General features: G+C 69.6%; 26 protein-coding genes. 14 read left to right on the top strand and 12 right to left on the bottom strand.

The window, feature by feature from the left end:
• Positions 1-90: 90 nt before the first annotated feature.
• Positions 91-282, top strand: coding sequence for a 50S ribosomal protein L28 (gene rpmB, locus DL990_RS15540; RefSeq protein WP_007031450.1), 192 nt, complete (start codon positions 91-93; stop codon positions 280-282).
• Positions 283-576: 294 nt separating this feature from the next.
• Here the strand turns inward: rpmB and DL990_RS15535 are convergent, their stop codons facing one another.
• From DL990_RS15535 to DL990_RS15525, 3 genes are read right to left on the bottom strand one after another with little or no spacing between them, the layout of a single operon-like run.
• The gene (locus tag DL990_RS15535; protein WP_125786681.1) at positions 577-1254 is read right to left on the bottom strand and encodes a uracil-DNA glycosylase; all 678 of its coding nucleotides are present in this window, start codon (positions 1252-1254) and stop codon (positions 577-579) included.
• An 11-nt stretch (positions 1255-1265) separates the two neighbouring features.
• The gene (locus DL990_RS15530; RefSeq protein ID WP_125799094.1) at positions 1266-1811 is read right to left on the bottom strand and encodes a gamma carbonic anhydrase family protein; all 546 of its coding nucleotides are present in this window, start codon (positions 1809-1811) and stop codon (positions 1266-1268) included.
• 8 nt (positions 1812-1819) lie between these two features.
• Positions 1820-2290: a GNAT family N-acetyltransferase gene (locus DL990_RS15525; RefSeq protein WP_125786683.1), complete on the bottom strand. Its 471-nt coding sequence runs from the start codon at positions 2288-2290 to the stop codon at positions 1820-1822.
• 52 nt (positions 2291-2342) lie between these two features.
• Here DL990_RS15525 and DL990_RS15520 point away from each other — a divergent pair, with 52 nt between their 5' ends.
• Positions 2343-3089 carry a GNAT family N-acetyltransferase gene (locus DL990_RS15520; RefSeq protein ID WP_125799093.1) on the top strand — a complete coding sequence of 249 codons (747 nt, stop codon included), beginning with the start codon at positions 2343-2345 and terminating at the stop codon, positions 3087-3089.
• Here DL990_RS15520 and DL990_RS15515 read toward each other — a convergent pair.
• Complete coding sequence (locus tag DL990_RS15515) at positions 3086-4042, bottom strand: thiamine-phosphate kinase (protein ID WP_125786685.1); 957 nt, start codon at positions 4040-4042, stop codon at positions 3086-3088. The genes DL990_RS15520 and DL990_RS15515 overlap by 4 nt on opposite strands.
• Before the next feature lie 133 nt (positions 4043-4175).
• Between DL990_RS15515 and DL990_RS15510 the strand changes: the two genes are divergently transcribed.
• Together DL990_RS15510 and DL990_RS15505 are read left to right on the top strand one after the other, a co-directional pair.
• A complete protein-coding gene (locus DL990_RS15510; protein ID WP_005160289.1) occupies positions 4176-4409 on the top strand; it encodes an Lrp/AsnC ligand binding domain-containing protein in 234 nt (77 codons plus the stop codon).
• A 19-nt stretch (positions 4410-4428) separates the two neighbouring features.
• Positions 4429-4971 (top strand): DUF3515 domain-containing protein, encoded by a 543-nt coding sequence (locus tag DL990_RS15505; RefSeq protein ID WP_125786686.1) that lies wholly within the window; start codon positions 4429-4431, stop codon positions 4969-4971.
• Positions 4972-4975: 4 nt separating this feature from the next.
• Here DL990_RS15505 and DL990_RS15500 read toward each other — a convergent pair whose 3' ends face one another.
• Both DL990_RS15500 and DL990_RS15495 read right to left on the bottom strand, forming a co-directional pair.
• Positions 4976-5944, bottom strand: coding sequence for a zinc-binding dehydrogenase (locus DL990_RS15500; RefSeq protein WP_125786687.1), 969 nt, complete (start codon positions 5942-5944; stop codon positions 4976-4978).
• Positions 5945-5977: 33 nt separating this feature from the next.
• Complete coding sequence (locus tag DL990_RS15495) at positions 5978-7336, bottom strand: PLP-dependent aminotransferase family protein (RefSeq protein WP_125786688.1); 1359 nt, start codon at positions 7334-7336, stop codon at positions 5978-5980.
• Between the two features lie 90 nt (positions 7337-7426).
• On the opposite strand from DL990_RS15495, the gene DL990_RS15490 reads away from it, so the two are divergent.
• Entirely contained in the window at positions 7427-8080 is a 654-nt protein-coding gene (locus tag DL990_RS15490) for a pyridoxamine 5'-phosphate oxidase family protein (RefSeq protein ID WP_125786689.1), read from the top strand.
• Positions 8081-8195: 115 nt separating this feature from the next.
• On the opposite strand, the gene DL990_RS15485 is transcribed toward DL990_RS15490, so the two are convergent.
• Together DL990_RS15485 and DL990_RS15480 are read right to left on the bottom strand one after the other, a co-directional pair.
• Positions 8196-9632, bottom strand: coding sequence for a cell wall metabolism sensor histidine kinase WalK (locus tag DL990_RS15485; protein WP_125799092.1), 1437 nt, complete (start codon positions 9630-9632; stop codon positions 8196-8198).
• On the bottom strand, positions 9629-10324 hold the full coding sequence (locus DL990_RS15480) for a response regulator transcription factor (RefSeq protein WP_125786948.1): 696 nt from the start codon (positions 10322-10324) through the stop codon (positions 9629-9631). Before DL990_RS15480 ends, DL990_RS15485 begins: the two co-directional genes overlap by 4 nt.
• Positions 10325-10460: 136 nt before the next feature.
• Between DL990_RS15480 and DL990_RS15475 the strand changes: the two genes are divergently transcribed.
• The 6 genes from DL990_RS15475 to DL990_RS15450 all read left to right on the top strand — a co-directional run bounded on the left by DL990_RS15475 (position 10461) and on the right by DL990_RS15450 (position 15772).
• Positions 10461-11816, top strand: a complete 1356-nt coding sequence (locus tag DL990_RS15475; protein WP_199746405.1) for a ferric reductase-like transmembrane domain-containing protein — start codon at positions 10461-10463, stop codon at positions 11814-11816.
• Positions 11817-11833: 17 nt separating this feature from the next.
• Positions 11834-12250 (top strand): FMN-binding protein, encoded by a 417-nt coding sequence (locus DL990_RS15470; protein ID WP_125786691.1) that lies wholly within the window; start codon positions 11834-11836, stop codon positions 12248-12250.
• Complete coding sequence (locus DL990_RS15465) at positions 12247-12984, top strand: FAD:protein FMN transferase (protein WP_125799091.1); 738 nt, start codon at positions 12247-12249, stop codon at positions 12982-12984. Before DL990_RS15470 ends, DL990_RS15465 begins: the two co-directional genes overlap by 4 nt.
• A 42-nt stretch (positions 12985-13026) precedes the next feature.
• Positions 13027-13407, top strand: a complete 381-nt coding sequence (locus tag DL990_RS15460; protein WP_125786693.1) for a VOC family protein — start codon at positions 13027-13029, stop codon at positions 13405-13407.
• Positions 13404-14231, top strand: a complete 828-nt coding sequence (locus DL990_RS15455; RefSeq protein ID WP_125786694.1) for a bifunctional 2-polyprenyl-6-hydroxyphenol methylase/3-demethylubiquinol 3-O-methyltransferase UbiG — start codon at positions 13404-13406, stop codon at positions 14229-14231. Before DL990_RS15460 ends, DL990_RS15455 begins: the two co-directional genes overlap by 4 nt.
• Positions 14232-14758: 527 nt before the next feature.
• Positions 14759-15772, top strand: a complete 1014-nt coding sequence (locus tag DL990_RS15450) for an asparaginase (RefSeq protein WP_125799090.1) — start codon at positions 14759-14761, stop codon at positions 15770-15772.
• Between the two features lie 59 nt (positions 15773-15831).
• Here the strand turns inward: DL990_RS15450 and DL990_RS15445 are convergent, their stop codons facing one another.
• From DL990_RS15445 to DL990_RS15435, 3 genes are all read right to left on the bottom strand, one after another.
• Entirely contained in the window at positions 15832-16311 is a 480-nt protein-coding gene (locus DL990_RS15445; RefSeq protein WP_125786696.1) for a cysteine dioxygenase family protein, read from the bottom strand.
• A gap of 262 nt (positions 16312-16573) precedes the next feature.
• Positions 16574-17587: an NAD(P)H-dependent glycerol-3-phosphate dehydrogenase gene (locus tag DL990_RS15440; RefSeq protein ID WP_199746403.1), complete on the bottom strand. Its 1014-nt coding sequence runs from the start codon at positions 17585-17587 to the stop codon at positions 16574-16576.
• The gene (locus DL990_RS15435) at positions 17587-18330 is read right to left on the bottom strand and encodes a 1-acyl-sn-glycerol-3-phosphate acyltransferase (RefSeq protein WP_125786698.1); all 744 of its coding nucleotides are present in this window, start codon (positions 18328-18330) and stop codon (positions 17587-17589) included. The genes DL990_RS15440 and DL990_RS15435 overlap by 1 nt, the downstream gene beginning before the upstream one ends.
• A gap of 99 nt (positions 18331-18429) precedes the next feature.
• Here DL990_RS15435 and cofC point away from each other — a divergent pair, with 99 nt between their 5' ends.
• The 3 genes from cofC to DL990_RS15420 are packed head-to-tail and all read left to right on the top strand — an operon-like array spanning position 18430 to position 22347.
• The gene (cofC, locus tag DL990_RS15430) at positions 18430-19035 is read left to right on the top strand and encodes a 2-phospho-L-lactate guanylyltransferase (protein WP_125786950.1); all 606 of its coding nucleotides are present in this window, start codon (positions 18430-18432) and stop codon (positions 19033-19035) included.
• A 58-nt stretch (positions 19036-19093) separates the two neighbouring features.
• Positions 19094-21415, top strand: a complete 2322-nt coding sequence (locus tag DL990_RS15425; protein ID WP_199746401.1) for an RNA degradosome polyphosphate kinase — start codon at positions 19094-19096, stop codon at positions 21413-21415.
• A complete protein-coding gene (locus DL990_RS15420) occupies positions 21412-22347 on the top strand; it encodes an NUDIX hydrolase (protein ID WP_125786700.1) in 936 nt (311 codons plus the stop codon). Before DL990_RS15425 ends, DL990_RS15420 begins: the two co-directional genes overlap by 4 nt.
• Before the next feature lie 668 nt (positions 22348-23015).
• Here DL990_RS15420 and DL990_RS15415 read toward each other — a convergent pair.
• A complete protein-coding gene (locus DL990_RS15415) occupies positions 23016-23681 on the bottom strand; it encodes an HU family DNA-binding protein (RefSeq protein ID WP_125786701.1) in 666 nt (221 codons plus the stop codon).
• Between the last annotated feature and the right edge of the window lie 121 nt (positions 23682-23802).

Here is a 23802-nt window from a genome sequence, read left to right as displayed (position 1 = left end):
CCGGAGGGCTCTGAGCCACTGGTTACTATGGTCGAGTTGCCCAGCATGCTGGGCGCATCATTCTTTGTCCCAGATCCAGAGGAGTTCGACGTGGCTGCCGTGTGCGACGTCTGTGGCAAGGGACCGGGCTTTGGCAAGTCGGTCTCGCACTCCCACCGGCGTACCAACCGCCGGTGGAACCCGAACATCCAGACCGTTCACGCCAAGATCGGTCTGTCCCAGCGCAAGCGCCTGAACGCCTGCACCTCGTGCATCAAGGCGGGCAAGGTCGTTCGCGGCTGAGCCGGGTTTTGGGGAATGGCGGGCGCTCTTCGGAGCACCCGCCATTTTTTATGGGGTGGTGGGCTTTACGTGGGTCCGAAGTCCGTGAAGGCCTCCTTGAGGGACTCTGGGTCCCTCAAGGAGGCCTTCACGGAACGGGAACATCCCCACGCGCCTCAGTAACACCACCAGTCACGCCTACCCCAGCCAGGACGTAGTGAGGGCCTCCTTCCCTACCCTCAAGGTAGTGAAGGAGGCCTTCACGGACTTCGGCGTCGCCTCAGGAGTCACACCGGTCACTGCTGCAACGAAAGGTCAGGGGAGCTTCCAGTCCACGGGACCGGCACCCTGCTGCTCCAGCAGCTCGTTCGCCCGGCTGAAGGGGCGCGAGCCGAAGAAGCCGGCGTGCGCCGAAAGCGGGCTCGGGTGCGCCGACTCGATGCACGGCACCTTCCCCAGCATCGGCTTCAGGTTCCGCGCGTTGCGGCCCCACAGGATCGCCACCATCGGCTCGTCCCGCGCGGCGAGGGCCTTGATGGCCTGCTCGGTGACCGCTTCCCAGCCCTTGCCCTGGTGCGAGTTCGACTTCCCGGGCTGCACGGTCAGCGACCTGTTGAGCAGCAGCACACCCTGGTCGGCCCACGGCGTCAGGTCGCCGTTCGACGGCAACGGGTGTCCGAGGTCTTCGCAGTACTCCTTGTAGATGTTGATCAGGCTCTTCGGGATCGGCCGGACGTCCGGCGCCACCGAGAAGCTCAGCCCGACGGCGTGCCCGGGCGTCGGGTACGGGTCCTGGCCGACGATCAGCACCCGCACGTCGTGGAACGGCTGCTGGAACGCCCTCAGCACGTGTTCACCCGCCGGGAGATAGGTCCGGCCGGCGGCGATCTCCGCGCGGAGGAATTCCCCCATCGCGGCGACCTGCGGCGCCACCGGTTCGAGGGCTTGCGCCCAGCCTGCTTCGACGATGTCCTGCAGCGGTCGTGCGGTCACGGCGTGCGAGCTTACTCACGTCGGTCGAGCCGCCGAAGTTCGACCCGACGGAGTTCTCTCCGGAAAAGGGCCGCACGCTCGACATACCCGTCGACGACGAGCTTGATCATGTCCGGCCCGAAAGAAGTGTTCGGCCGCGTCTTCGCCGGGACGCCGAGCGCGATGTGCCCACTGTCCACATGGGACCCATAGGAGAGAACCGCGCCCGCGCCGACCATCCCGCCGTCCTCGACGACGGTTCCGTTCAGCACGACCGATCCCGACGCGATCAGGCAGCCCTCGCCGATCCGCGCGCCCTCGATGTGCACGGAGTGCCCGACGGCGGAGGACGGCCCGATGATCGTCGGTTCCTTGCGGGTGCAGTGCAGGACGCAGCCGTCCTGGACGTTGGACCGCTCACCGATCTCGATGTGGCCGTGGTCGCCGCGCAGCACCGTCTGCGGCCACACCGACGCGAACGCGGCGATGCGGACGTCGCCGATCACCGTCGCGTCGGGATGGACGTAGGCGTCGGGGTGGATCGACGGTTCGAGGTCACCCAGTGCGTAGATCGGCATGCGTTCTCCTAGACCAGGGACTTGCCGAAGCAGATGCTCTCCGGTTCGTCCTTGTAGTACCCGAAACCCGGGATTTCCCGGTATCCCTCCGACAGGTACAGCGCGATGGCTTCCGGCTGTTTGTCACCGGTCTCCAGCACCATACGCAGCCGTCCGGCCTCGGCGGCCGTCCGTTCCAGGTCGGCGAGGATCGCCCTCGCGAAGCCTCGTCCCCGCGCCGAAGCCAGCACGAACATGCGCTTGATCTCGGCGTCACCGGGCAGCAGGGGATCCGGCCCGTCGTGCGCCCGCCAGGCACCGCACGCGACCGGGGCGTCGTCGAGGTACGCGGCCAGGAACAGTCCCCTCGGCGAGGCGAACTGCGCCGCGTCCATCGGCGTCTCGTCTTCGCTGCCGTACCGGGCGGCCAGTTCGAGCTGGGCTTCGGCCAGCAGCTTCACCGCGTCGGGGTGGTCGTAGGGCAGCACGCGAAGGTCCATGAGCGCGAGATTAGCGAGTGGACGAGCCGTCCCCCAACGTAGATTCGTACTCATGTCGATCGAGACGTCCATCACCGGCCTCGCCGAGGCTCCGCTGCGTCAGGCCCGCAACTCCGCCGCGTTCTGGGCCGCGACCGGCCGCTCCCGCGGCCACGAGGTGATCCGCCGTCGCGGCTTTCTCGCTGTCGCCGGTGACGAACGCGCCGGGCTGCGCGTCCTGATCCAGGAGCCCGACCTCACCACCGCGGAACTGGCGGAGATCACCGAGCTCGCGGCCTGGGCGACGGGGCCGGTGGAGGCCGAGGATCCCTTCAGCGTCACCGATCTGAACCATCTCGGGGACATGCGCAGCTGGCAGATGCCCGTCATGCTGCGTCCGCCCGCCCCGGTCGCCGAGCCCGCGATGGAGGTGGTCCGGGTGCACGAGGAGGCGGATCTGCGGGCGGCCGAACGCGCGGTGATCGAAGGTTTCGAACTCGCGCGGTTCCGGCCCGGTGAGATGTTCCCCATGGCCGTCCTCGAACAGCCGGGGGTCGCCGTGTTCGTCGCGCGGCTCGACGGCGAGGTCGCCGGCGCGTGCGTCACGGTCGTCGAGGACGGCTTCGGCAGCCACTACTGGGTCGGCACGCCGGAGGCCTTCCGCTCTCGCGGCGTCGGACGGGCGGTGATGCTCGGCTCCCTCGCCCCGCTGGCGGAGCTGCCGATCACCCTCACCGCGTCCCGGCTCGGCAGGCCGCTGTACGAATCGCTCGGTTTCACCGTCGCCGCGCCCTCGACCTGGTGGGCCCCACGCTCCTAGCGCCAGTGCTGCCAGCCGCTGTCGTGCCCGTACCGCTTCCCGTCCACCGTCACCCCCGAATCCGGCATGGTGACGACGCCGATCTCGGTCCAGCCCTCCGGCAGGTCGGCGAACGAGGGGAAGGTCGCCGCGAACGCGTGGTCCTCGCCGCCGGTGAGGACCCATTTCAGCGGGTCGGCGCCGAGCGCGGTGCCGACCTCGGTCAGCCTGCTCGACACGTCGAGATCCGCCGTGCGCACGTCGATCCCCACACCGGAGGCCGCGGCGATGTGGCCGAGGTCGGACAGGAGCCCGTCGGACACGTCGATCATGGACGTCGCGCCGCCGTCGGCCGCGCGGATCCCCGCCTCGTAGTCCGGTTCGGGGCAGCGCTGCGCGTTGACCACGCTGACCGGTGAGCGGAAACCCCGCCCGAGCACGGCGAGCCCGGCGGCGGCCCAGCCGAGCCGTCCGCAGACCGCGACGACGTCGCCGGGGCGGGCACCGGACCGCGTCACCGGTTCCCTGCCGCCGAGGTCGCCGAGGGCGGTGACACTGATCACGATCTGATCGGCGCGCACCATGTCGCCGCCGACGATCCCGACGCCCGCGCGGTCGGCTTCGAGCCACATCCCCCGCGTGAGTTCGGTGACGAGTGCCGTCTCGGTGTCCGGCGGGCAGGCGAATCCCATGAGGACGGACGTCGGCCGCGCACCCATGGCGGCGATGTCGGTGAGGTTCACCGCGACCGCCTTGCGCCCCACCTGTTCGGCGCTGGACCAGTCGAGCCGGAAGTGGACGCCCTGCACGAGGACGTCGGTGGAGGCCACCGTCCGGCCATCGGGGCTGGCCACGACGGCCGCGTCGTCCCCCGGTCCGAGCAGTGTCGTCTCCGGCTGTTTCCGGTCGGCGGTCACCGCCTCGATCAACCGGAATTCACCGGTCCCGGCGACCGTGCCGTCTTTCGGTGACACCCGTCACCTCCACTTTCCCTTGTCCGGACAAATGTCGATCACCGATAGTCGGATGCCCTAGGTTTTTCCCGGGGCTGGCGATACGTTGCTACAACGTTCCTACCTTGAGCCGACTTTTACGAAGGGGCGCGCCGTGGTCCACGCATACATCCTCATCCAGACCGAGGTCGGCAAAGCCGCCGCGGTCGCCGCGGAGATCTCCACCATCTCCGGTGTCACCAGTTCGGAGGATGTCACCGGCCCTTACGACGTCATCGTCAAGGCCGCGGCGGACACCGTCGACCAGCTCGGCCAGCTCGTGGTCGCCAAGGTGCAGAACGTGGAGGGCATCACGCGGACGCTGACCTGCCCGGTCGTGCATCTGTAAGAAGTGGTGTAGTGGTCCGGTGGCTGACACGGACACCGGCGCTCCCCCGAAACCCCTGCTGATCGCGGCCGCCTGCCTGGCGGTGCTGCTCGTCGCGGGCGTGGCCGTGTTCGGGCTGACCCGCGGCGCGGATCCCGTCGCCCCGGCCGTCGACGGCCCGCTCCCGCTCGTCCCGGTCCCGGCGCCGCAGTCGGGGTCGCCCGAGTGCGCGAAACTCGTCGGCGCGCTCCCGCACGAGCTCACGTCGTCCGGGAACACGCTGGTCCGCCGGAAGCTGGCCGATCCCGCGCCCGAGGCGACGGTCGGCTGGGGCACCGGCGACCCGGTGGTCCTGCGATGCGGGCTCGGCAAACCGCCGGAGCTCACCCGGACCTCGCAGCTGCGGACGATCAACGGCGTCCAGTGGCTGCAGGTCGAGGGCGAGGGCACCGCGACGTGGTTCGTGGTGGACCGTCCCGTCTACACGGCGCTCACCGTGCCGGACACCGCGGGGACAGGGCCGCTCCAGACCGTTTCCGAGGTCATCGCCGCCAACCTCCCCGCGGTGCCGCTGCGGTTCTGAGCACTCAGGGCAGGAGCAGGCTCTTGCCGGTGTACCGCCGCGCCTCGATGTCCGAGTGCGCGACGGACGCGTCCGCCAGCGGATACGTCCGGCCGATGATCGGCGTCAGCTTCCCGTCGGCCGCCTGCCGCAGCACTTCCCGCACCCGGCGCGGATTGTCGGGCCAGAACCCGACCAGCTGCGCCATGTCCACAACGGACAGCCGGGCGCGGTCGGCGTCGCCGATCACGGTCTCCGCACCGCTGGACATGCCGTAGCCGGAGAAGCGGCCGCCGTTCTTCAGCAGTGCCAACGAAGCGGCGCCGAGTTCGCCGCCGACGCCGTCGAAGACCACGTCCAGGCGGTGACCGCCGGTGCGGGCGAGGACCTCTCCCGTCCAGTCCGCCGCCGAGTAGTCGACCGGCTCTGCCCCCAGCTTCCGCGCGATCGCCGCCTTTTCGTCGCCGCGGACCGCCGCGATGACCGTCGCGCCGGCCGCGCGGGCGAGCTGCACCAGCACGCTGCCGAGCCCGCCGACGCCGGGCGCCACCAGGATCCGCTCCCCGGCCTTGACCGGGGTCTTCTCCAGCAGAGCCAGTGCGGTGCTGCCGTCGTCGAAAAGGGCCACCGCGTGCTGGGGATCCACCCCGTCCGGGATCGGGAAGGTGTCGTCCGGCAGCGCGACGACCGTGTCCGCGTAACCCCCGCCGTAGCCGCCGGGCGCGTGACTGAGGACCTGTTTTCCCAGCCAGGTTTCGTCGACTCCGGCACCCACCGCGTCGACGGTGCCCGCCACCGACCCGCCCGGCACGTACGGCGGCTCGACCGCGAACACGTCGGGTCCGTCGCCTCGTCTGATGAGGGCGTCGAGCCAGCCGACTCCGGCCGCTGTCACCGCGACGCGGAGCTCACCCTCCGCCGGTTCGGGGGTCGGCACTTCGACCTGTTCGAGAACGCCGGGATCGCCGAACCGGGACACTCTGATCTCACGCATGATCGCAAGCTATGACCTCCAGTTCGCTGGAGGTCAAGCGAGCACGGCGATCAGCGGTTTGAGCGCGGACCGCAGCGCCTCGCGCGAACAGCCCGCGTAGCCGATGAGGTTCCCGAACACCGTCGGCGTCCCGGCGAAATGCCGGGCCAGGCCGTCGAGCCGGATCCCGGCGCGTTCGGCCGCCGCCATCCGCGCCGCCTCGTCGGCGGCCGAGCCGCACGGGACGACCAGATGCGCGCCCGCGTCGTCGCCGAGCACCGGGATCCCCGCCGACGTCAGCGCGGCCGAGACCAGGGACCGGCGTTCCGACAGTTCCCGCCGGAGCCTCCGCAGATGCCGCCCCAGATCGCCGTGCCGCGCCAGCTCGGCGAGCACTCGCTGCCCCGCGGGCGAAGGACGTGTCCCGGTCGCTTCGCGGTACTCCAGCACCGCGGCCGCGACCGGGGACGGCGCGACCATCCAACCCGCGCCCAGCGCCGGGGTGAGGATCTTGCTCGTGGTGCCGAGATGCGCGACGACGTCGGGCGCGAGCGCGGCCAGCAGCGGCAGCGGCGCGACGTCGAATCGCAGCTCGCCGTCGTAGTCGTCCTCGATCACCAGCATGCCCTCGGCGCGGGCGAGTTCGACGAGGTCGACCCGGCGGGACGCGCTCATCCGGCTGCCGAGCGGGTACTGGTGCGCGGGAGAGCAGTACACGGCGCGCACGTCGGTCGGGACGGCGTCCGGGCGCAGGCCCTCTTCGTCGACCGGGACCGGCACGACCTCCATCCCCGCGCGCCGGAACGCCTGCACCGCACGCTGGTAACCCGGCTCCTCGATCGCGACCCGGTCGCCGCGCGAGAGCACCGCTCCCGCGAGTTCGATCACCGCCGCCGTCGTCCCGCCGGTGGCCAGCACCGTCCCGGCCGCGAGGCCGCGGTGGCGCAGGAGATGCTCGGACACGGCGTCCCGGTACGCGGGCAGGCCCGCCCTGTCCTCGCGGTAAGTCGGGCGCGGATCGGCGGCGGCCCGCCACGCCCGGCGCCAGGCGGCTTTCTCGATGCCGTCGGCCCACGGGACGCCCGGGGTGAGATCGACCAGCGTGGGCGGTGTGGCGGGGGTGCCTGGCACGGGACCTTTCGACGGCCTGTCCGCGGGCGGCGTGGTGGTGACATACGTGCCCGAGCCATGGCGGCCCGCGATCCAGCCCTCCGCGTGAAGCTGCTCGTACGCCGCCGACGTCACCGTGCGGCTGACGCCGAGCCTGCTCGCGAGCGCCCTGGTCGAGGGCAGCCTGTCGCCACCGCGCAGATGCCCGTCGCCGGCGGCCGCGCGCAACGCGTCGGCCAGCTGGACCGCGAGCGGGACGAGCGAATCGCGGTCGAGACTGACCGGCAGGGCGGTGTCGGACATGCTGTACTCCACACTTTCCAGAAGTGGCCTTCTCAAGTATAAGAGAATTGGCCGTTATTACAGGCCACTCCTGTGGGTGAGACTGCTCGCATGTCCACCCCGCTCTCACCCACCGACAGGACCACTCTCGGCCGCAAGAAGAACCGCGCGCTCAGCGACCGCTCGGCGCTGTACGCGGTGCTCGACGAAGGCCTGATCTGCCACCTCGGCGTCGTGCGCGACGGCGCCCCGGTGGTCATCCCGACCGGCTACGGCCGCGACGGGAACACGCTCTACCTGCACGGATCCACCGGGGCGAGGAGTATGCGCGATTCCGACGGCGTCGAGATCTGCGTCACGGTGACCCTGCTCGACGGCATCGTCTACGCGCGCTCGATCAACAACCACTCGATGAACTACCGCAGCGCCGTGATCCTGGGCAAGGCCACCGCCGTCACCGACGCCGACCGCAAGATGCACGCCCTCCGCGTGCTGACCGACCATCTCGCGCCCGGTTCGTGGGAGCACGCACGGGACGTCAACGCGAAGGAGTTCGCGTCGGTTTCGGTGCTGGAACTCGACCTCACCGAGGCGTCGGTGAAGATGCGCGGCGAGGGCCCCGACGATCCCGAGGACGAGGTCGCGGCCGACCTCTCATGGGCGGGGGTGCTGCCGGTGCGGACCGTGTTCGGGGAACCGGAGCCGTCGGTGGACCTGGTTTCGGAGTGGACGGTGCCGGACCACGTGAAGGGGCGGGTCGGGTAGCGCTCACCGGCGTGCAATGAAGGACGCTTTAATAGCAAATTTTGCAATGAAAGCGTCCTTCATTGCACGCGCGAGAGCAGTGCACGCGCGAGAGCAGTGCACGCGCGAGAGGGGGTCACGGGCGGTGGCGCGGCAGCCGCACGGTGAACGTCGTCGCCCCCGGCACGCTCTCGACCTCGATCGTCCCGCCGTGCGCGGAGACCAGCGAGAGCACCACCGAAAGCCCGAGCCCGGTCCCGCCGTTGCCACGGGTGCGGGCGGTGTCGACGCGGTAGAAACGGTCGAAGATCCGCTCCCGCGCTTCCGGCGGGATCCCCGGCCCGGCATCGGTCACCCGCAGCACGACCTCCGAGTCCGAAGCCGAAGCCGACAACGCGACCGCCGTCCCGGGCGGCGTGTGCACCGCGGCGTTGGCGAGCAGGTTGTCGAGCACCTGCCGCAGGCGCACCGGATCCGCTTGCAGGACAACACCTTCCGGTAGCGCGCCGAGGCTCAGCGGATGCTCCGGGCGGCCGGCGGCGAAGGCCTCCCCCGCGTCGGTGATCAGTTCGGCGATGTCGACGTCGACCAGCCGCAACGGCGCCTCGGTCTCAGGCGCGTCGAGCCGCGCGAGGAGCAGGAGGTCGTCGACGAGCACGCTCATCCGCGCGGTCTCTTCCCGGATCTTCGACAGATGCGCGTCGCGTTCGGCGGGTTCGTTCGCCGCGGCGTAGCGGAAAAGCTCGGCGTAGCCCCGGATCGACGTCAGCGGCGTGCGCAGTTCATGGGAGGCGTCGGCGATGAACCGCCGCAGCCGTTCGTTCGCCTCCCGGCGCGCGACCAGTGAGGAATCGAGGTGCGCCAGCATCAGGTTGAACGCCGTCCGCAGCTCTTCGACCTCCGCGCCGCCGCCGTTCGCCCGCGCGCGTACCGGGAGATCGGCGTTCGTGGTGAGGTCGTGCGACGCGATGTCGTGCGCCGTCCCGGCCATGTCGCTCAGCGGCCGCAGCCCGCGCCGCAGCACCAGCCGTCCCGCGATCACCAGCACCGCCAGCGCCAGCAGGAACGCGACGACCTCGACCATCACCAGCTGGCTCACCGTCCGGTCAAGGTCCGCCTGCGGGGCGGCGCTGACCAGCACGATGTTCCGGTCCGGTTCGATCGGACAGGCCCGGACGCGGTAGGTGCCCTTGTCCTCGATGTAGACGGTGCGCAGCACTTCGGTCCGCGTCGCGTCCTCGGCGACCTTTTCGAGCGCCTTCGTGTCCGGCGGCAGGGAACCGCCCGCCTGCGGCAGCGCGTCGCCGTCCTGCACCGCGAACACCGCGGAGAACCAGCCGTAGGCCTGCTGCGGTTTCCCGCCGTGCGTGGTGCGCAGCGACGGCACCTGGCTGATCTGGGTCTTGGCGAGCTGTTCGTCGAGCCGGTCGTTCAGATAGCCCTTCATGATGCCGACCATCACGGTGCCGACGACGGCGAACACGACCAGCGCCAGCACTCCCAGCCCGAGCGCCAGCCGGGTCCCGAGCCTCGATCGGCGCCAGGCGTCGAACCACCGGCGCAGCATGGTCATCTCGCCGCCTGCCGGACGACGTAGCCGACGCCGCGCACGGTGTGGATCAGCGGTTCGTTGCCCGCGTCGAGTTTGCGGCGCAGATGCGAGACGACGAGTTCGACCACATTGGACCGGCCGCCGAAGTCGTACTCCCAGACGTGGTCGAGGATCTGCGCCTTGGTCAGTACCGACGGCGAACGCCGCATGAGGTAGCGCAGCAGTTCGTACTCGGTCGGGGTCAGCTCCGCGGGTTCGCCGTCGCGGACGACCTCGCGGGTGTCCTCGTTCAGGGTCAGGTCGCCGACCCGCAGCACCGCCGCCTTGGCCTGGTTGGTGCTCCGCCGCAGGACCGCGCGCAGGCGCGCCATCAGTTCCTCGACGGAGAACGGCTTGACGAGGTAGTCGTCGCCGCCCCGGGTGAGCCCGGCGACACGATCCGCCGTCGCGTCCTTCGCGGTGAGGAAGACGACGGGCACCGCCGTCCCGGATTCGCGCAGCTTGTCCAGCACGGTGAACCCGTCGATCCCCGGCAGCATCAGGTCGAGCACGACGATGTCGGGCGCGAATTCGGCGGCGCGTTCGAGCGCGGCCTCGCCCGATCCGGCGGTGACGGCCTGCCAGCCCTCGTAGCGGGCGACGGTGGCCACGAGGTCGGCGATATGCGGCTCGTCGTCCACCACCAGCAGGCGGACGGGGTTCTCGGTGTTCACCACGCCATCCTCCGTGAACGCGCGCGCGAGGGCGAGGCGGGAGCGCATACGACAGGAAGCCGACAGCTTCCGCCAAGAAAGGTCACAGCTTGGCGCAGGAGGCTCGGTACTTGAACCGGACCGGAAGGGACCACGTGTGACCACCATGACGCAGACCGCCGTGAGACCGCGCCCGGCGATCCGTCCCAGGATCGCCGCACGCGCCGGGCTCTTCCTCTTCCTCGGGGCCAACGTGGCCACCGTCACCATGCTCTTCTTCGCGGCCGGGCCGTCGGACAACGTGCTGATCGGCATCGGCAGGCTCGCCGGGCTGTACGGGGCGCTGGCGATGGCGTTCCAGCTGCTGCTGGTCGCCCGGCTGCCGTGGTTCGACCGCCGTCTCGGCATGGACAAGCTCACCGGCTGGCACCGTTGGACCGGGTTCAGCCTGCTGTGGACATTGCTCGCCCACTTCGTGTTCATCGTCTTCGGCTACGCGCAGGTCGAGGACAGCGGCGTGGTGGACGAGTTCGTCACGATGGTGACCAAACTGGAGGGGATCCTTCGCGCTGTCGTCGCGTTCGCGCTGATCCTGCTCGTCGGCGCCGTTTCCGCCCGCTTCGCCCGCCGTCGGCTGGCGTACGAGACCTGGCATTTCCTCCATCTCTACACCTATGCCGCGGTCGTGCTGGCGTTCAGCCATCAGATCGCGCTCGGCGGATCGTTCGCGTCGTCGCCGGGTGCTCGGGCCTACTGGTGGGCGGTGTGGGGTGTCGCGCTCGGCTCGGTCTTCGCCGGCCGTGTGGCGCTGCCGCTGGCACGAAACCTGCGTCACAAGTTGAGGGTCGTCGCCGTGGTCCCGGAATCCGACGACGTCGTCTCGGTGTACATCTCCGGCGAGCACCTCGACAAGATGCCCGCGAGGGCGGGTCAATTCTTCCTGTGGCGCTTCATGACCAGGGATCGCTGGTGGCAGGCCAATCCGTTCTCGCTGTCGGCCGCGCCGGACGGCCGTACGCTGCGGCTGACCGCGAAAGCCGCCGGTGACGGCAGCGCGTCCTTGCGGTCGCTGAAAGTCGGCACCCGCGTGTTCGCCGAAGGCCCGTACGGCGCGTTCACCACGATGCACCAACAGAAGCCGGACGCGCTGCTGGTCGCGGGCGGCGTCGGGATCACGCCGATCCGCGCGCTGCTGGAGGAGATCTCCGGCCACGTCGTGGTGCTCTACCGCGTCCGTACCCGGTTCGACGCCGTCCTGCTGCCGGAGCTGATCGGGCTCGCGCGGGCGCGCGGCGCGGTCGTCCGGGTCCTCAGTGGACCGTCCGATCAGACCGGTCCGCACGGTCCGGTGCTCGGCGCGCACAGCCTTCGGCAGCTGGTGCCGGACATCCGGAACCGGGACGTCTTCGTCTGCGGCCCGCCGGGGATGACCTCGGCGACGCTGCGCAGCCTGCGTGAACTGCGGGTGCCGAACCAGCAGGTCCACGCCGAACGCTTCAGTCTCGCCGCCTGAGCCAGGGAGTCCCGATCATGAAGAAGACCATCGTCGCCGCCACCGTCGCCCTTTCGGCCGCGGGCTTCCTCGGTGTCTGGCTGTACGAACCGGGCCCGCTCGGATCGGAGACCGTCGCCGTCGCCGCACCCGCCCCGACATCGTCTACTTCGGACGGTGGCGCGTCCGAAGGCGCCGAGCGCACCATCGACGGTTCGGTCGAGAGCAACCGCTATGGCACCGTGCAGGTGCGGCTGGTGATCTCGGCCGAGGACAAGATCTCCGAAGTCCGTCTGCTGCAACGGCCCACCAGCGGCCGCGGGGTCGACGCGATCCCGATCCTGCAGGAAGAGACGCTGACCGCGCAGAGCGCCGACATCGACACCGTCTCCGGGGCGACGTCCACGAGCGAGTCGTACGTCAAATCGCTACAGGCGGCGCTGGACGCCAGATGAACCGTGTCGAACAGGTGATGGGGCTGCCGGTCTCGGTCGACGTCAGGGCGGGTGGCGCTCTGGTCGACCACGCCATCGACGGCGTCTTCGGCTGGCTGCGGGAGGTCGACGCGCGGTTCAGCCCGTTCAAGGCCGACAGCGAGGTGTGCCGTTACGACCGTGGCGAACTCGCGCCCTCGGAGCTGAGCGACGACCTCCTGGAAGTGCTCTCGCTGTGCGATCACTACGAACGGCTGTCCGGCGGGGCGTTCACCGCCCGGCTCCCCGGACGGCGGCTCGACCCGAACGCGGTGGTCAAGGGCTGGGCGGTGCAGCGGGCGGCGTCCCTCCTGCTGGCCGAGGGCCTGGACGTCTTCTGCCTCAACGCGGGCGGGGACGTCGTCACCGCCGGCGAACCGGAACCCGGCCGCGCCTGGCGGGTCGGTATCCGGCATCCCGAACAGCCCGGCGCGGTGTGCGCCGTGGTGGAATCGTCCGGCGGCGCCGTCGCGACTTCGGCGGAATACGAGCGTGGGGCGCACATCCTGGACGGGCGGACCGGGCGCCCACCCACCGGGCTGCTGAGCGTCACGGTCGCGGCGGACGACCTCGTCACCGCGGATTCCCTGGCCACGGCCGCTTTCGCGATGGGGACCGAAGGAATCGCGTGGGTCGCGTCACAACCGGGGTGCCACGTCCTGGTCATCGACGCGGAACGGCAGGTTCATCGGTCGTCCGGGCTTCGGCTCGCTTAAACCGTTGGCCGGGCTTCGCGGGCTCGGGCAGACTGCGGCGCCATGACCTCTGTCGTACAGAACTTCTTCTTCGACTGCGCCGACGCTTACGAACTGGGGCGATTTTGGAGCGGCGTCGTCGGCAAGCCGATGGCCGACGACGATCAGCCCGGCGACCCCGAAACGATCATCGAGCTGGACAACGGCGTGACCCTGTTCTTCGGGCAGGTCCCGGAGCCGAAGACGGTGAAGAACCGCATCCACCTTTGCCTCCAGCCGGATATCCCTCGCGACGAGGAGATGGAGCGCCTGCTCAAGCTCGGCGCGACCCTCGTGCACGACCGGCGCAATCCGGACGGCACCGGCTGGGTCGTCCTCGGGGATCCCGAAGGCAACGAATTCTGCGTGCTGCGCAGCGCCGCCGAAAAGGCCGCCACTTCATGACGGATTACGTGACCGTCAACCGCGCGAACTGGGACGAACGCGCTCCCGCGCACGCGGCGTCGGCGGATTACGGCTACGAGAAGTTCGTCGCGGACCCCACGCACCTCAGCGGTGTGGTCACCTTCGACCGGCCGCTGCTCGGCGACGTCTCCGGCGCGCGCGGCGTACACCTGCAGTGCCACATCGGCACGGACACGCTTTCCCTGTCCCGCCTCGGCGCACGGATGACCGGCCTCGACTTCTCCGCGCCCGCGCTGGAGATCGCGCGACGGCTGGCCGCCGAGACCGGCGCGGAGATCGACTACCACGAGTCCGATGTGTACGGTGCCGCCGACGTACTGGGCGCCGGGGAATTCGACCTCGTCTACACGGGAATCGGCGCGCTCTGCTGGCTGCCCGACATCACCCGCTGGGGACAGGTCGTCGGCGCGTTGCTGCGGCCGGGCGGGCGGCTGTTCATCCGGGACATGCACCCCATGCTGGGCACCCTCGACGAGACCCAGCCGCTGATCACGCCGCGCTATCCGTACTTCGAGCAGTCCGAACCGCTGGTGTTCGACGAACCGGGGACCTATGTGGACACCGACGTCTCGTTCCAGCACAACCGGACGCACGAGTGGAACCACGGGCTGGGCGAGATCGTCATGTCGCTGCTCGACGCGGGGCTGACGCTGACGCGGCTCGTGGAGCACGACAGCGTGCCGTGGAACGCGCTGCCCGGGTTCATGACCCTGAACGAGGCGACCGAAGAATGGCGGCTGACCGAGGATCCGCAGCGGTTGGCGGCCAGTTTCACCCTTGAAGCCGTGAAGCGATCTCGGTAGCGCGGCGGTTTCGTGTGACTGGACGGACGACTCGCGTGATTGGGCGGCCGACTCGCGAGACGTCCGTCCAGTCACGTGTGTCGGCCGTCGAATCACGCGAGTCGGCCGGTTTGGTCGTGAGTGTCGGGTCGTGGGAGCCAACCGGGCCGCAGGTCCGTGTTGCGGAGGGGTCGCCTCCTTGAGGGACTCGGCCATCGCCACGTTCGCCCCACCTGCACCAGCAGTCACAACAGGTGCGCGTGAAAGACTCCTTCCCTACTCTCAGGGTAGGGAAGGAGTCCTTCACGGACCTGCCATCCCGACCCACCCTCCGTAGGCACCTAGCTTCAGTGCTTCCGACGGCCCGGCGTCGAACTCTCATGTCGTGAAGGGTCCCTTTGAGACCTTCAACGTCTCAAAGGGACCCTTCACGACATCCCCACGGACCAGGGCCTGGCACCAACCGCAGCCGGAACCCACGTAGATACCTAAGACACCCTTGGCTCTAACGACCCAAAACACTCACGGGACTTTGGGAGAATGTCCGTATGAGCGTCTCTCCCGAGAATCGGCCCCTTGTCGCCGTCGCCGCCCTGGGCGGCACCATCTCCATGGTCCCCGGCGACGGTGAAGACCACGCCGTCCCCCGCCTCACCGCCGCCGACCTGCTCGGCGACCTTGGCGACGACCTCGAGATGGACGTCCGCGCGGAGACGTTAGCGGGGATTTCCAGCGCGTCGATGGACTTCGCGACCCTGATCCGGACGCGAGACTGGGCCGCCAAGGCCGTCGACGAAGGCGCTGAAGGTGTCGTCGTTATCCAGGGCACGGACACGCTCGAAGAGACGGCGTACTTCTTCGAACTGACTTGGGCTTCCGAGGCGCCGATCGTGATCACCGGCGCGATGCGCAATCCCAGTCTGCCCAGCGCCGACGGCGCGGGGAACGTGCTCGCCGCGTTGACCGTCGCCGCCGATCCCCGCAGCCGGGGCCGCGGCTCGCTGGTCGTGTTCAACGACGACGTCCACGCCGCGCGCTGGGTCCGCAAGACACATTCGAGCCACGTCGAGGCTTTCTCCTCGAATCCCGCCGGGCCGCTCGCGCTCGTCAGCGAGGGCTTGGTGCACTACTTCCACCCGGTCGCCGCCCGCCCGGCGGCGTTGCCGCTGGGGGACGCGGACTTCTCCGGGCTGGTGCCGATCGTCGAGAGCGGCGTCGAGGACACCGGCGAGCTTCTGGAAACGCTGGTCAAGGCCGGGGTCAAGGGCGTGGTGCTCGCCGCGAACGGCGCCGGGCACGTTTCGGCGGGGTCCGCCGACGTGATCGAGCGGGTGCTGCCGGAGGTGCCGATCGTGGTCGCCGGCCGCACCGGCGCCGGGCCGACGTTCCGCGGTACCTACGGCTTCCGCGGTTCCGAATCGGATCTGATCGCGATGGGCGCGACCATGGCAGGTTGGCTGGATCCGCGTAAATCCCGGCTCTTGCTGCACATCCTGCTCGCCACCGGCGCTCCGCGAGACCGCATCGAAGCCGAATTCCGGCTCCGGGGCGACCTCACCTGACGCTCCCCCGCGCCGCAATTCGTCACCTACTTGCGCCGGAGAGCCGCGCGAGTAGGTGACTAAATGCGGGACGGGCCGGAGATGGGGTCCAGGTGGTACGGGCGCATGGTGCGGGTCTGGTGCCGGTAGACGTGCACGCTGACGGCCGGGTCCGGCCCGTCGTTGCGTACTTCGTGGACGTACCCCGGGCCGAAGACGCGAGACTGGCCCTCCGACAGCGAATGCAGCTCCGTCACCGCCCGCCCGTCGACGGCGCGCCGGGCGACCGTCTCGCTCAACTGCCCGCTGACCACGGTGAACGCGCCCGCGGCGAATTCGTGGTCGTGCAGGTCGGTGCGCTGGCCGGGCAGCCAGCTCATCAGCCAGATCTCCTGGAGTTCGTCGGCGTCGACGAGGGCGGAGAAGCGTTCCTCGGGGTCGTAGCGCAGCAGGTGGCGCCAGCGGTCACGGTCCGCGGCGAACTCGAGCGCGACGCGCACCGGGTGGCGCAGGGCGGGGTTTTCGGGGATGACGAGCGTGTTGTCCGGGACGGCGAACATGAAGAAGTCCTCGCAAAGGAAAGAAGGTGTCGAGCTGGGCCGGGGCTGAGTTCACCGACAACAGCGACACGACGCACACGAGACGGCGCCAAGACCCGAGAGGCCCCGCGACACAGTCATCTCACGTGCGAACATGCCTTCAGCGAACCAGGGCGGAACCCGGCGGTCAACCGATCTCATACCGTGGACCGTGAGTCCCTCACCTGGATCCCATGCTCGCAGCACGGATCCGCCCTGGTCTGTCGCGATAGTGCGGTCTTCCTCAGGACCACTCGTGCTTCTGCGACCGGCCGAGCAGTTCGGCTCCGGCACGCCGGGGGTCGACCCCTTCATGGCAGACGCGGTGCATCGCGTCGGTGATCGGCATGTCGACGCCGAGGCTCTGCGCGAGTTCCCGGATCGACGTGCAGGACTTGACGCCCTCGGCGACCTGGCCGCCGGTGGCCGCCAGCGCCTGCTCCAGCGTCTCACCCCGGCCGAGTCGCTCGCCGAAGGTCCGGTTGCGCGACAACGGCGACGAACAGGTCGCCACCAGGTCGCCGACGCCGGCCAGTCCGGCGAAGGTCAGCGGGTCGGCGCCGAGTTTCGCGCCGAGCCTGGCCATCTCGGCCAGCCCGCGGGTGATCAGCGTGGCCACGGTGTTGGCGCCAAGGCCGAGCCCCGCCGCCATCCCGCAGCTGAGCGCGATGACGTTCTTGCACGCCCCGCCCAGCTCACAGCCGACGACGTCGGTGTTGGTGTACGGCCGGAAGTACTGGTTGAAGCTCGCCTGCTGGATCGCCTTGGCGTTGTCGTGGTCGGTGCAGGCCAGCACCGCCGCCGCCGGCTGCCCCAGTGCGATCTCCTTCGCCAGGTTCGGCCCGGACACGACCACGATCTGCCCGGCGTCGACGCGGGCGATCTCGGCGATGACCTCGCTCATCCGCTTGAGCGTGCCCAGTTCGACGCCTTTCGCGAGGCTCACCAGGATCGCGTCGGACGGCAGCAGACCGGACCACTCGGACAGCTTGGTCCGCAGCGTCTGGCTCGGCACCGCGAGGACCACGGCCTGCGCGCCGTCGAGGGCTTCGGCCGGATCCGCCGTCGCGGTGATCCGCTCCGGCAATTCGATACCGGGTAAATAGGACGAATTGAGATGCCGCTCCCGGATCTCTTCCGCGATCTCGGGCCGCCGCGCCCAGACGGTCACGTCCCGTCCCGCGTCGCCGAGCACCTTCGCGAACGCCGTGCCCCACGATCCGGCGCCGAGCACGGTCACCCGCTGGACCTGGGCCATCAGTCGTCGTCCTCCGGCTTCTTCGCGGGCGGTTCCTCCTGGCGGATCTCCGCGAGCAGGGCGGTGATCTCGGTCATCATCAGGTCGGTGACCTCGCGCAGCTTGGAGGCGCTGCGGGTGGAACCCTCCTTGTACGGCGAAAGATCCATCGGCTCGCCGACCAGGTGCGTGATCGTCTTGCGCGGGAACGGCGTGAACTTCTTCGTGTAGCCGTTGAAGATGTGGTTAGTGCCCCAGCGGGCGACCGGGATCACCGGCACGTCGGTCTCCAGCGCGAGCCGCGCGGCCCCGGTGAACGGCTTCTTCGGCCAGCCGTCCGGATCTTTGGAGATCGTCCCCTCTGGATAGATCACCACGACCTTGCCGTCACGTAACGCCTGGTGGGCGGCCTTGAGGCTGTCGCCGGCGGCGGCCGAACCGCGGGAGACCGGGATCTGACCCGCGCCCACGAAGATCTTGCCGAAGACCGGTGTCCTGGTCAGGCTCTCCTTGCCGAGGAAACGGGGCACCCGCCGCTGGCGGTGCACGAACACCGCGTCCACCGCCGGATCCATGTGGGACACGTGGTTGAGCAGGAGCAGCGCGCCGCCTTCGCGGGGGATCCGCTCGGCGTTGCGGTAGACCCGCTTGCCGATGGCCGTCGCCGGGTAGAACAGTGCGGCGGCGATGCCCACCCAGATGCCGCCCTTCTCACGCCGGGCCAATTCGTCCTCCTCGAAGTCACACGTGTCGTCCCAGGCCACTGATCCTGCCGCGCGCACGCGAGCGCGGTCCAGGGAGGGTCGGGTAAGAAGAGAGATGTGGACAGTGCAGGCAGTGCGGGCATCGACCTGATCGTGCCGATGAAACGCCCCGCCGAGGGCAAGTCGCGGCTTCGTGGCGCGGTCGTGCCCGAGCGGCACCCCGATCTGGTGCTGGCGCTGGCCTACGACACGCTGGCCGCGGCGACCTCCGCGGACGGCGTCCGCCGGGTGCTGGTGGTCGCCGCCGACCCGGCGTCGGTGGCGGAGCTCACCGAACTGGGTGTCGAAATCGTCACCGAGCCGTCACGCGGCGGGTTGAACGCGGCTCTGCGTCACGGCGAAGAGCTGCTGCGCCGGGACACGCCGTCCGGTCTCGTCGGTGCCCTGCAGGCCGACCTGCCCGCGCTGCGCACCGAAGACCTCACCGCCGCCCTCGCCGAGGCCGCCGGGCGACGGGCGTTCGTAGCGGACCGGCAGGGAACGGGGACGACCCTGTTGCTCGCGGGGGCGGGCCATCGCCTGGAGCCCCGGTTCGGCGAGGGTTCCGCGCGGGCGCACACCGTCTCCGGTGCGACCCCGCTCACGATCGCCGCGGAATCGCTCCGGGCCGACGTCGACACCGCGGATGATCTCGCTCACGTCCGCACCCTGGGTGCCGGAAAGCGCACTTCAGCGCTGTTGGGGACACCCTGCGTGGCGATGTGACGAGAGTTCACCCCGGCGACCCGCGCGCGGCGCACATAATCGCGCCGAGTGGTGAACAATGAAGTCCGTGAGCACAAATGACGGCGGCACCCCGAACTCGGCAAGGAAGCGGAAGACCTCCGCCGCGAAACCGGAACCCGACCACGGCACGGCGAAACCCGTCCGGGCGGGGAAGAGCGCCTCCGCGGCGAAGACGAGCACCCCGACTCCACGCGTGGCCGTCCGGGCGACGCGCGGCGGTTCGGCGAGCCGTCCCGCGCAGGAGTTCCGCGCGCTGCCTGCCGCGCCTCCCGCGGTGACGTCGGCGCCCACCGCCGTCGAAACCCTGCCCGACGACCGGTACTTCAACCGTGAGCTGTCATGGCAGGACTTCAACGCGCGCGTGCTCGCGCTGGCCGAGGACGAGTCGCAGCCGCTGCTCGAGCGGGCCAAGTTCCTGGCGATCTTCGCGTCCAATTTGGACGAGTTCTACATGGTGCGGGTCGCCGGGCTGAAACGCCGCGACGAGACCGGCCTCCCGGTGCGCAGCGCGGACGGGCTCACCCCGCGCGAGCAGCTGGCCTACATCGCCAAACGCAACCAGGACCTGGTCGAGCGGCACACCAACGCCTTCGAGCTGCACCTGCGGCCGCAGCTGGCCGACGAGGACATCCTCATCGTCGGCTGGAACGACCTGACCGGCGCCGACCAGCTCCGGCTGTCGAACTACTTCAGCGAGCAGATCTTCCCGGTGCTCACACCGCTGGCAGTGGATCCCGCGCACCCGTTCCCCTACATCTCCGGCCTTTCGCTCAACCTGGCCATCACCGTCCGCGACCCCGAAGCGGGCACGGAGCGGTTCGCGCGCGTCAAGGTGCCGAGCAACGTGCCGCGCCTGATGCGGATCGAGCAGCAGCCGAGGGAGAGCCACACCGCGACGTTCCTTCCGTTGGAGGAGTTGATCGCCGCCCACCTCGGCGAGCTGTTCACCGGGATGGAGGTCACCGAGCACCACGCGTTCCGGGTCACCCGCAACGCGGACTTCGAAGTCGAAGAGGACCGGGACGAAGACCTTCTCCAGGCGCTGGAACGGGAACTGGCGCAGCGCCGGTTCGGCCCGCCGGTGCGGCTGGAGGTGGCGCAGGACATGAGTGAGCACATGCTCGAACTGCTGCTGCGCGAGCTGGAGGTCGACCCGCGCGACGTCGTCGAGGTCCCCGGTCTGCTGGATCTGACCTGCCTGCACCAGTTGTCCGGTGTCGACCGGAAGGAACTCAAGGACCGCCCTTTCGTTCCCGCCACGCATCCGGCGTTCGGTGAGCGCGAGACGCCGAAGTCGGTGTTCGCGACGCTGCGCGAAGGCGACGTCCTCGTCCACCACCCGTACGACTCGTTCTCCACCAGCGTCCAGCGGTTCATCGAACAGGCCGCCGCGGACGACAAGGTACTGGCGATCAAGCAGACGCTGTACCGCACCTCCGGCGACTCCCCCATCGTCGACGCGCTGATCGACGCCGCCGAGGCGGGCAAACAGGTCGTCGCGCTGGTCGAGATCAAGGCACGGTTCGACGAACAGGCCAACATCACCTGGGCCCGCACACTGGAACGCGCCGGCGTGCACGTGGTCTACGGGCTCGTCGGGCTCAAGACGCACTGCAAGGTGTCGATGGTGGTGCGCCAGGAGGGTTCGACCATCCGCCGCTACTGCCACATCGGCACCGGCAACTACAACCCGAAGACCGCGCGCCTGTACGAGGACCTCGGCATCCTGACCGCCGACCCGACGATCGGCGCGGATCTGACGGATCTGTTCAACGTGCTCACCGGGTACTCCCGTCAGGACACCTACCGCAACATCCTCACGTCGCCGCACGGGATCCGCCGCGGCATCGTGCGCGCGATCGGCGAGGAGATCGAACTCGCCCGCGCCGGCCAGACCGCCGGGATCCGGATCAAATGCAACTCGCTCGTCGACGAGCAGGTGATCGACGCGCTGTACCACGCTTCGCAGGCGGGAGTGCCGGTCGACATCGTGGTGCGCGGGATCTGCTCGCTGAAACCGGGCGTGGAGGGGCTGAGCGAGAACATCCACGTGCGGTCCATCCTCGGCCGTTTCCTGGAGCACTCGCGCGTCTTCACCTTCCGTGCGGGCGGCACGCGGTGGATCGGCAGCGCGGACATGATGCACCGCAACCTGGACCGCCGGATCGAGGCGCTGGTGCGGGTCAAGGATCCGAAGCTGACGGCGCAACTGGACTACATCTTCGAATCCGCGCTGCATCCGTCGACCCGCTGCTGGGTGCTGAACTCGACCGGTGAGTGGACCCCGTTCCCGGCTTCCGGCGACGACGTCCGCGACCACCAGGTCGAGCTGGCGAAGCGGCACGGGGCCGCGGGATGAGCGGGATCGTCCGGGCGGCGGGAGCCGTTCTCTGGCGTCGTGACGGAGACCGGATCGAGGTCGCGCTGGTCCACCGGCCGCGCTACGACGATTGGTCGCTGCCGAAGGGAAAGCTGGATCCGGGCGAGACCATCGCGCGGGCGGCGGTCCGGGAGATCGAAGAGGAGACCGGATTCGAGGCCGTGCTCGGCCGGTATCTGGTCCGGACCGAATACACCGTGGCGGGACTGCCGAAGACCGTCGACTACTTCTCCGCGCACGCCGTTTCCGGCGCCTTCGCGCCGAACGAGGAAGTCGACGAGCTGCGCTGGCTCGACCCGGAAGCGGCGGAGAAACTGCTGACGCGGACAGAGGACGTGCGGGTGCTGCGCGAGTTCTCCGCGCTGCCGCCCGAACTCACCACGGTGATCCTGGTGCGGCACGCCAAAGCGGGTAAACGCGACGAGTGGAACGGCGACGACGACCTGCGGCCGCTGTCGGACGCGGGCCAGCGTCAGGCCGAAGCATTGCGTTCGCTGTTGCGGCACTACGCGCCCGGCAGGGTGCTTTCGGCACCGCGGCTTCGTTGCGTCCAGACGGTGAACGGGCTCGCCGAGGATCTCGGCGTCGAGATCCGGCACGAGCCGCTGCTGTCGGAAGAGGGCTACTGGCCGGACCCGGTGCTCGGCGTCGCCCGGCTGCTGGCCATCGCCGGAGACGGCGGGACGCCGGTGATCTCCAGCCAGGGCGGGGTGATCCCGGACGTCGTCAGCGCGCTGGCCGACCGCGACGGTGTCGACCTGCCCGCCGCACGCGGCAGCGTGGTGCCGTCGAAGAAGGGTTCGTTCTGGGTGCTGTCCTTCCGGCCCCCGACCGAAGAGAACGGGCCGGTGCTGGTGGCCGCGGACTATTTCGCGTCACCTTTGCCCACCCCGGCTCCCGCACATCCCTGACGCGGTCGCGGCGAAGACGTTGCGAAAGCCACTTTCGCAACGTTGATGGTTGTGAAAGTGGCTTTCGCAACCCCCGGTGAGCGACGACCGGGGCCTGCCCATCCCCGACGCTCGCCTGCGCTTATTCACCGAACTCGCGTGGCTGGAGCCGTAACTCGCGTGGCTGGAGCCGTAACTCGCGTGTCTGGAGCCGTATCACGCGTGCTTGGAGCCGTAACTCACGAGTTCGTCTTCCAGTCACGTGAGTTACGGCCCCGATCACGCGAGTTACGTCTTTGATCACGGGTGTTCGGCGTCTGGACACAGGGAAAGTCGCGAGGCTCCCCCACGTGGGTGACGTCCTACTCCGGCAGTGTTCCCGCCCGCCGTCGATCGTCGCTCCACTGTGGAGGGCGGCACCGGGAAGCGCGGCGATGCGTCCATCGGGGTGACCGGGAGAACCCCATCGAAGCGGATTCTTTGCCGCGACTTCGCCCAGCGGCACGAGAATCACAGCACATCCGGCCCCTGAGCCGCCGCGGATCCCTTCCGGAGCCGTGATCCCCCGGACACCGCGCGCGGGCGCGTCGGGGGAAACCAGGCGGCCGCACGGCAGACGGCCGAAAAATGCGGCAGGGCCCCGCGCGGTGCGCGGGGCCCTGCCGTTGGCTCACTCGTGATGAGAGAGCTTACTTCTTCTTCGCCGCGGCCGAAGTCCGCTTGGCCGGAGCCTTCTTCGCGGGGGCCTTGGCAGCAGTCGCCTTGGCGGCCGGCTTCGCGGCGGCCTTGGTGGCGGTCGCCTTCTTGGCCGTGGTGGCGCGAGTCGTGGCCTTGGCCGCGGTCTTCGGCGCCGCCTTGGCAGCGGTCGTCTTGGCGGCGGCCTTGGTCGCGGTCGCCTTGGCGGCCGGCTTCGCAGCCGTACGCGTCGTGGCGGCGGCGGCGCGGGTCCGCGTGGTGGTGGAACGCGTCGCGGCCGGGCGGCTGGCGGCCGTCCGGGTCGTCGTCGCGCGGGTGGCGGTGGCGCGAGTGGCGGTGCCGGCGGTCGCACGCTTCACAGCGGTGGCCTTCGGCAGCTTCTTCGAACCACTGATGACGTCCTTGAAGGTCGTGCCGGCGCGGAACGCGGGCACGTTGGTCTTCTTGACGCGAACGGTCTCACCGGTGCGCGGGTTCCGCGCGGTGCGGGCGGCGCGGGCGCGCTTCTCGAACACACCGAAGCCGGTGATGTTCACCTTCTCGCCCTTGTTGACCGTCCGGATGATGATGTCGACAAGGCCATCGACGGCCTCCGACGCGACCTTCTTGTCGCCCAGGCGCTCCGACAGCGCCTCGATCAGCTGGGCCTTGTTGGCCATTCCAGTCCTCCAAGAAGAACTACTTGTACACGGCCCCGTCGGCCGACTTAGCGCACACGGTATTACCAATGCAGCACAAATTCCAAACGACGCGCGGAAATTTCCCTTGTCTCGGGGGCTG

The organism is Amycolatopsis sp. WAC 01416, from assembly GCF_003947485.1.
Classification (GTDB): domain Bacteria; phylum Actinomycetota; class Actinomycetes; order Mycobacteriales; family Pseudonocardiaceae; genus Amycolatopsis.
This window is presented reverse-complemented; position numbering and strand designations above follow the sequence as displayed.

Bases quoted from the DNA above. Each gene is read 5' to 3' on its own strand.
- DL990_RS15530 (WP_125799094.1), bottom strand. From the start codon at position 1,811: ATGCCGATCTACGCACTGGGTGACCTCGAACCGTCGATCCACCCCGAC.
- DL990_RS15525 (WP_125786683.1), bottom strand. From the start codon at position 2,290: ATGGACCTTCGCGTGCTGCCCTACGACCACCCCGACGCGGTGAAGCTG.
- DL990_RS15520 (WP_125799093.1), top strand. From the start codon at position 2,343: ATGTCGATCGAGACGTCCATCACCGGCCTCGCCGAGGCTCCGCTGCGT.
- DL990_RS15500 (WP_125786687.1), bottom strand. From the start codon at position 5,944: ATGCGTGAGATCAGAGTGTCCCGGTTCGGCGATCCCGGCGTTCTCGAA.
- DL990_RS15495 (WP_125786688.1), bottom strand. From the start codon at position 7,336: ATGTCCGACACCGCCCTGCCGGTCAGTCTCGACCGCGATTCGCTCGTC.
- DL990_RS15490 (WP_125786689.1), top strand. From the start codon at position 7,427: ATGTCCACCCCGCTCTCACCCACCGACAGGACCACTCTCGGCCGCAAG.
- DL990_RS15485 (WP_125799092.1), bottom strand. From the start codon at position 9,632: ATGACCATGCTGCGCCGGTGGTTCGACGCCTGGCGCCGATCGAGGCTC.
- DL990_RS15470 (WP_125786691.1), top strand. From the start codon at position 11,834: ATGAAGAAGACCATCGTCGCCGCCACCGTCGCCCTTTCGGCCGCGGGC.
- DL990_RS15465 (WP_125799091.1), top strand. From the start codon at position 12,247: ATGAACCGTGTCGAACAGGTGATGGGGCTGCCGGTCTCGGTCGACGTC.
- DL990_RS15460 (WP_125786693.1), top strand. From the start codon at position 13,027: ATGACCTCTGTCGTACAGAACTTCTTCTTCGACTGCGCCGACGCTTAC.
- DL990_RS15455 (WP_125786694.1), top strand. From the start codon at position 13,404: ATGACGGATTACGTGACCGTCAACCGCGCGAACTGGGACGAACGCGCT.
- DL990_RS15450 (WP_125799090.1), top strand. From the start codon at position 14,759: ATGAGCGTCTCTCCCGAGAATCGGCCCCTTGTCGCCGTCGCCGCCCTG.
- DL990_RS15445 (WP_125786696.1), bottom strand. From the start codon at position 16,311: ATGTTCGCCGTCCCGGACAACACGCTCGTCATCCCCGAAAACCCCGCC.
- DL990_RS15440 (WP_199746403.1), bottom strand. From the start codon at position 17,587: ATGGCCCAGGTCCAGCGGGTGACCGTGCTCGGCGCCGGATCGTGGGGC.
- cofC (WP_125786950.1), top strand. From the start codon at position 18,430: ATGAAACGCCCCGCCGAGGGCAAGTCGCGGCTTCGTGGCGCGGTCGTG.
- DL990_RS15425 (WP_199746401.1), top strand. From the start codon at position 19,094: ATGAAGTCCGTGAGCACAAATGACGGCGGCACCCCGAACTCGGCAAGG.
- DL990_RS15420 (WP_125786700.1), top strand. From the start codon at position 21,412: ATGAGCGGGATCGTCCGGGCGGCGGGAGCCGTTCTCTGGCGTCGTGAC.
- DL990_RS15415 (WP_125786701.1), bottom strand. From the start codon at position 23,681: ATGGCCAACAAGGCCCAGCTGATCGAGGCGCTGTCGGAGCGCCTGGGC.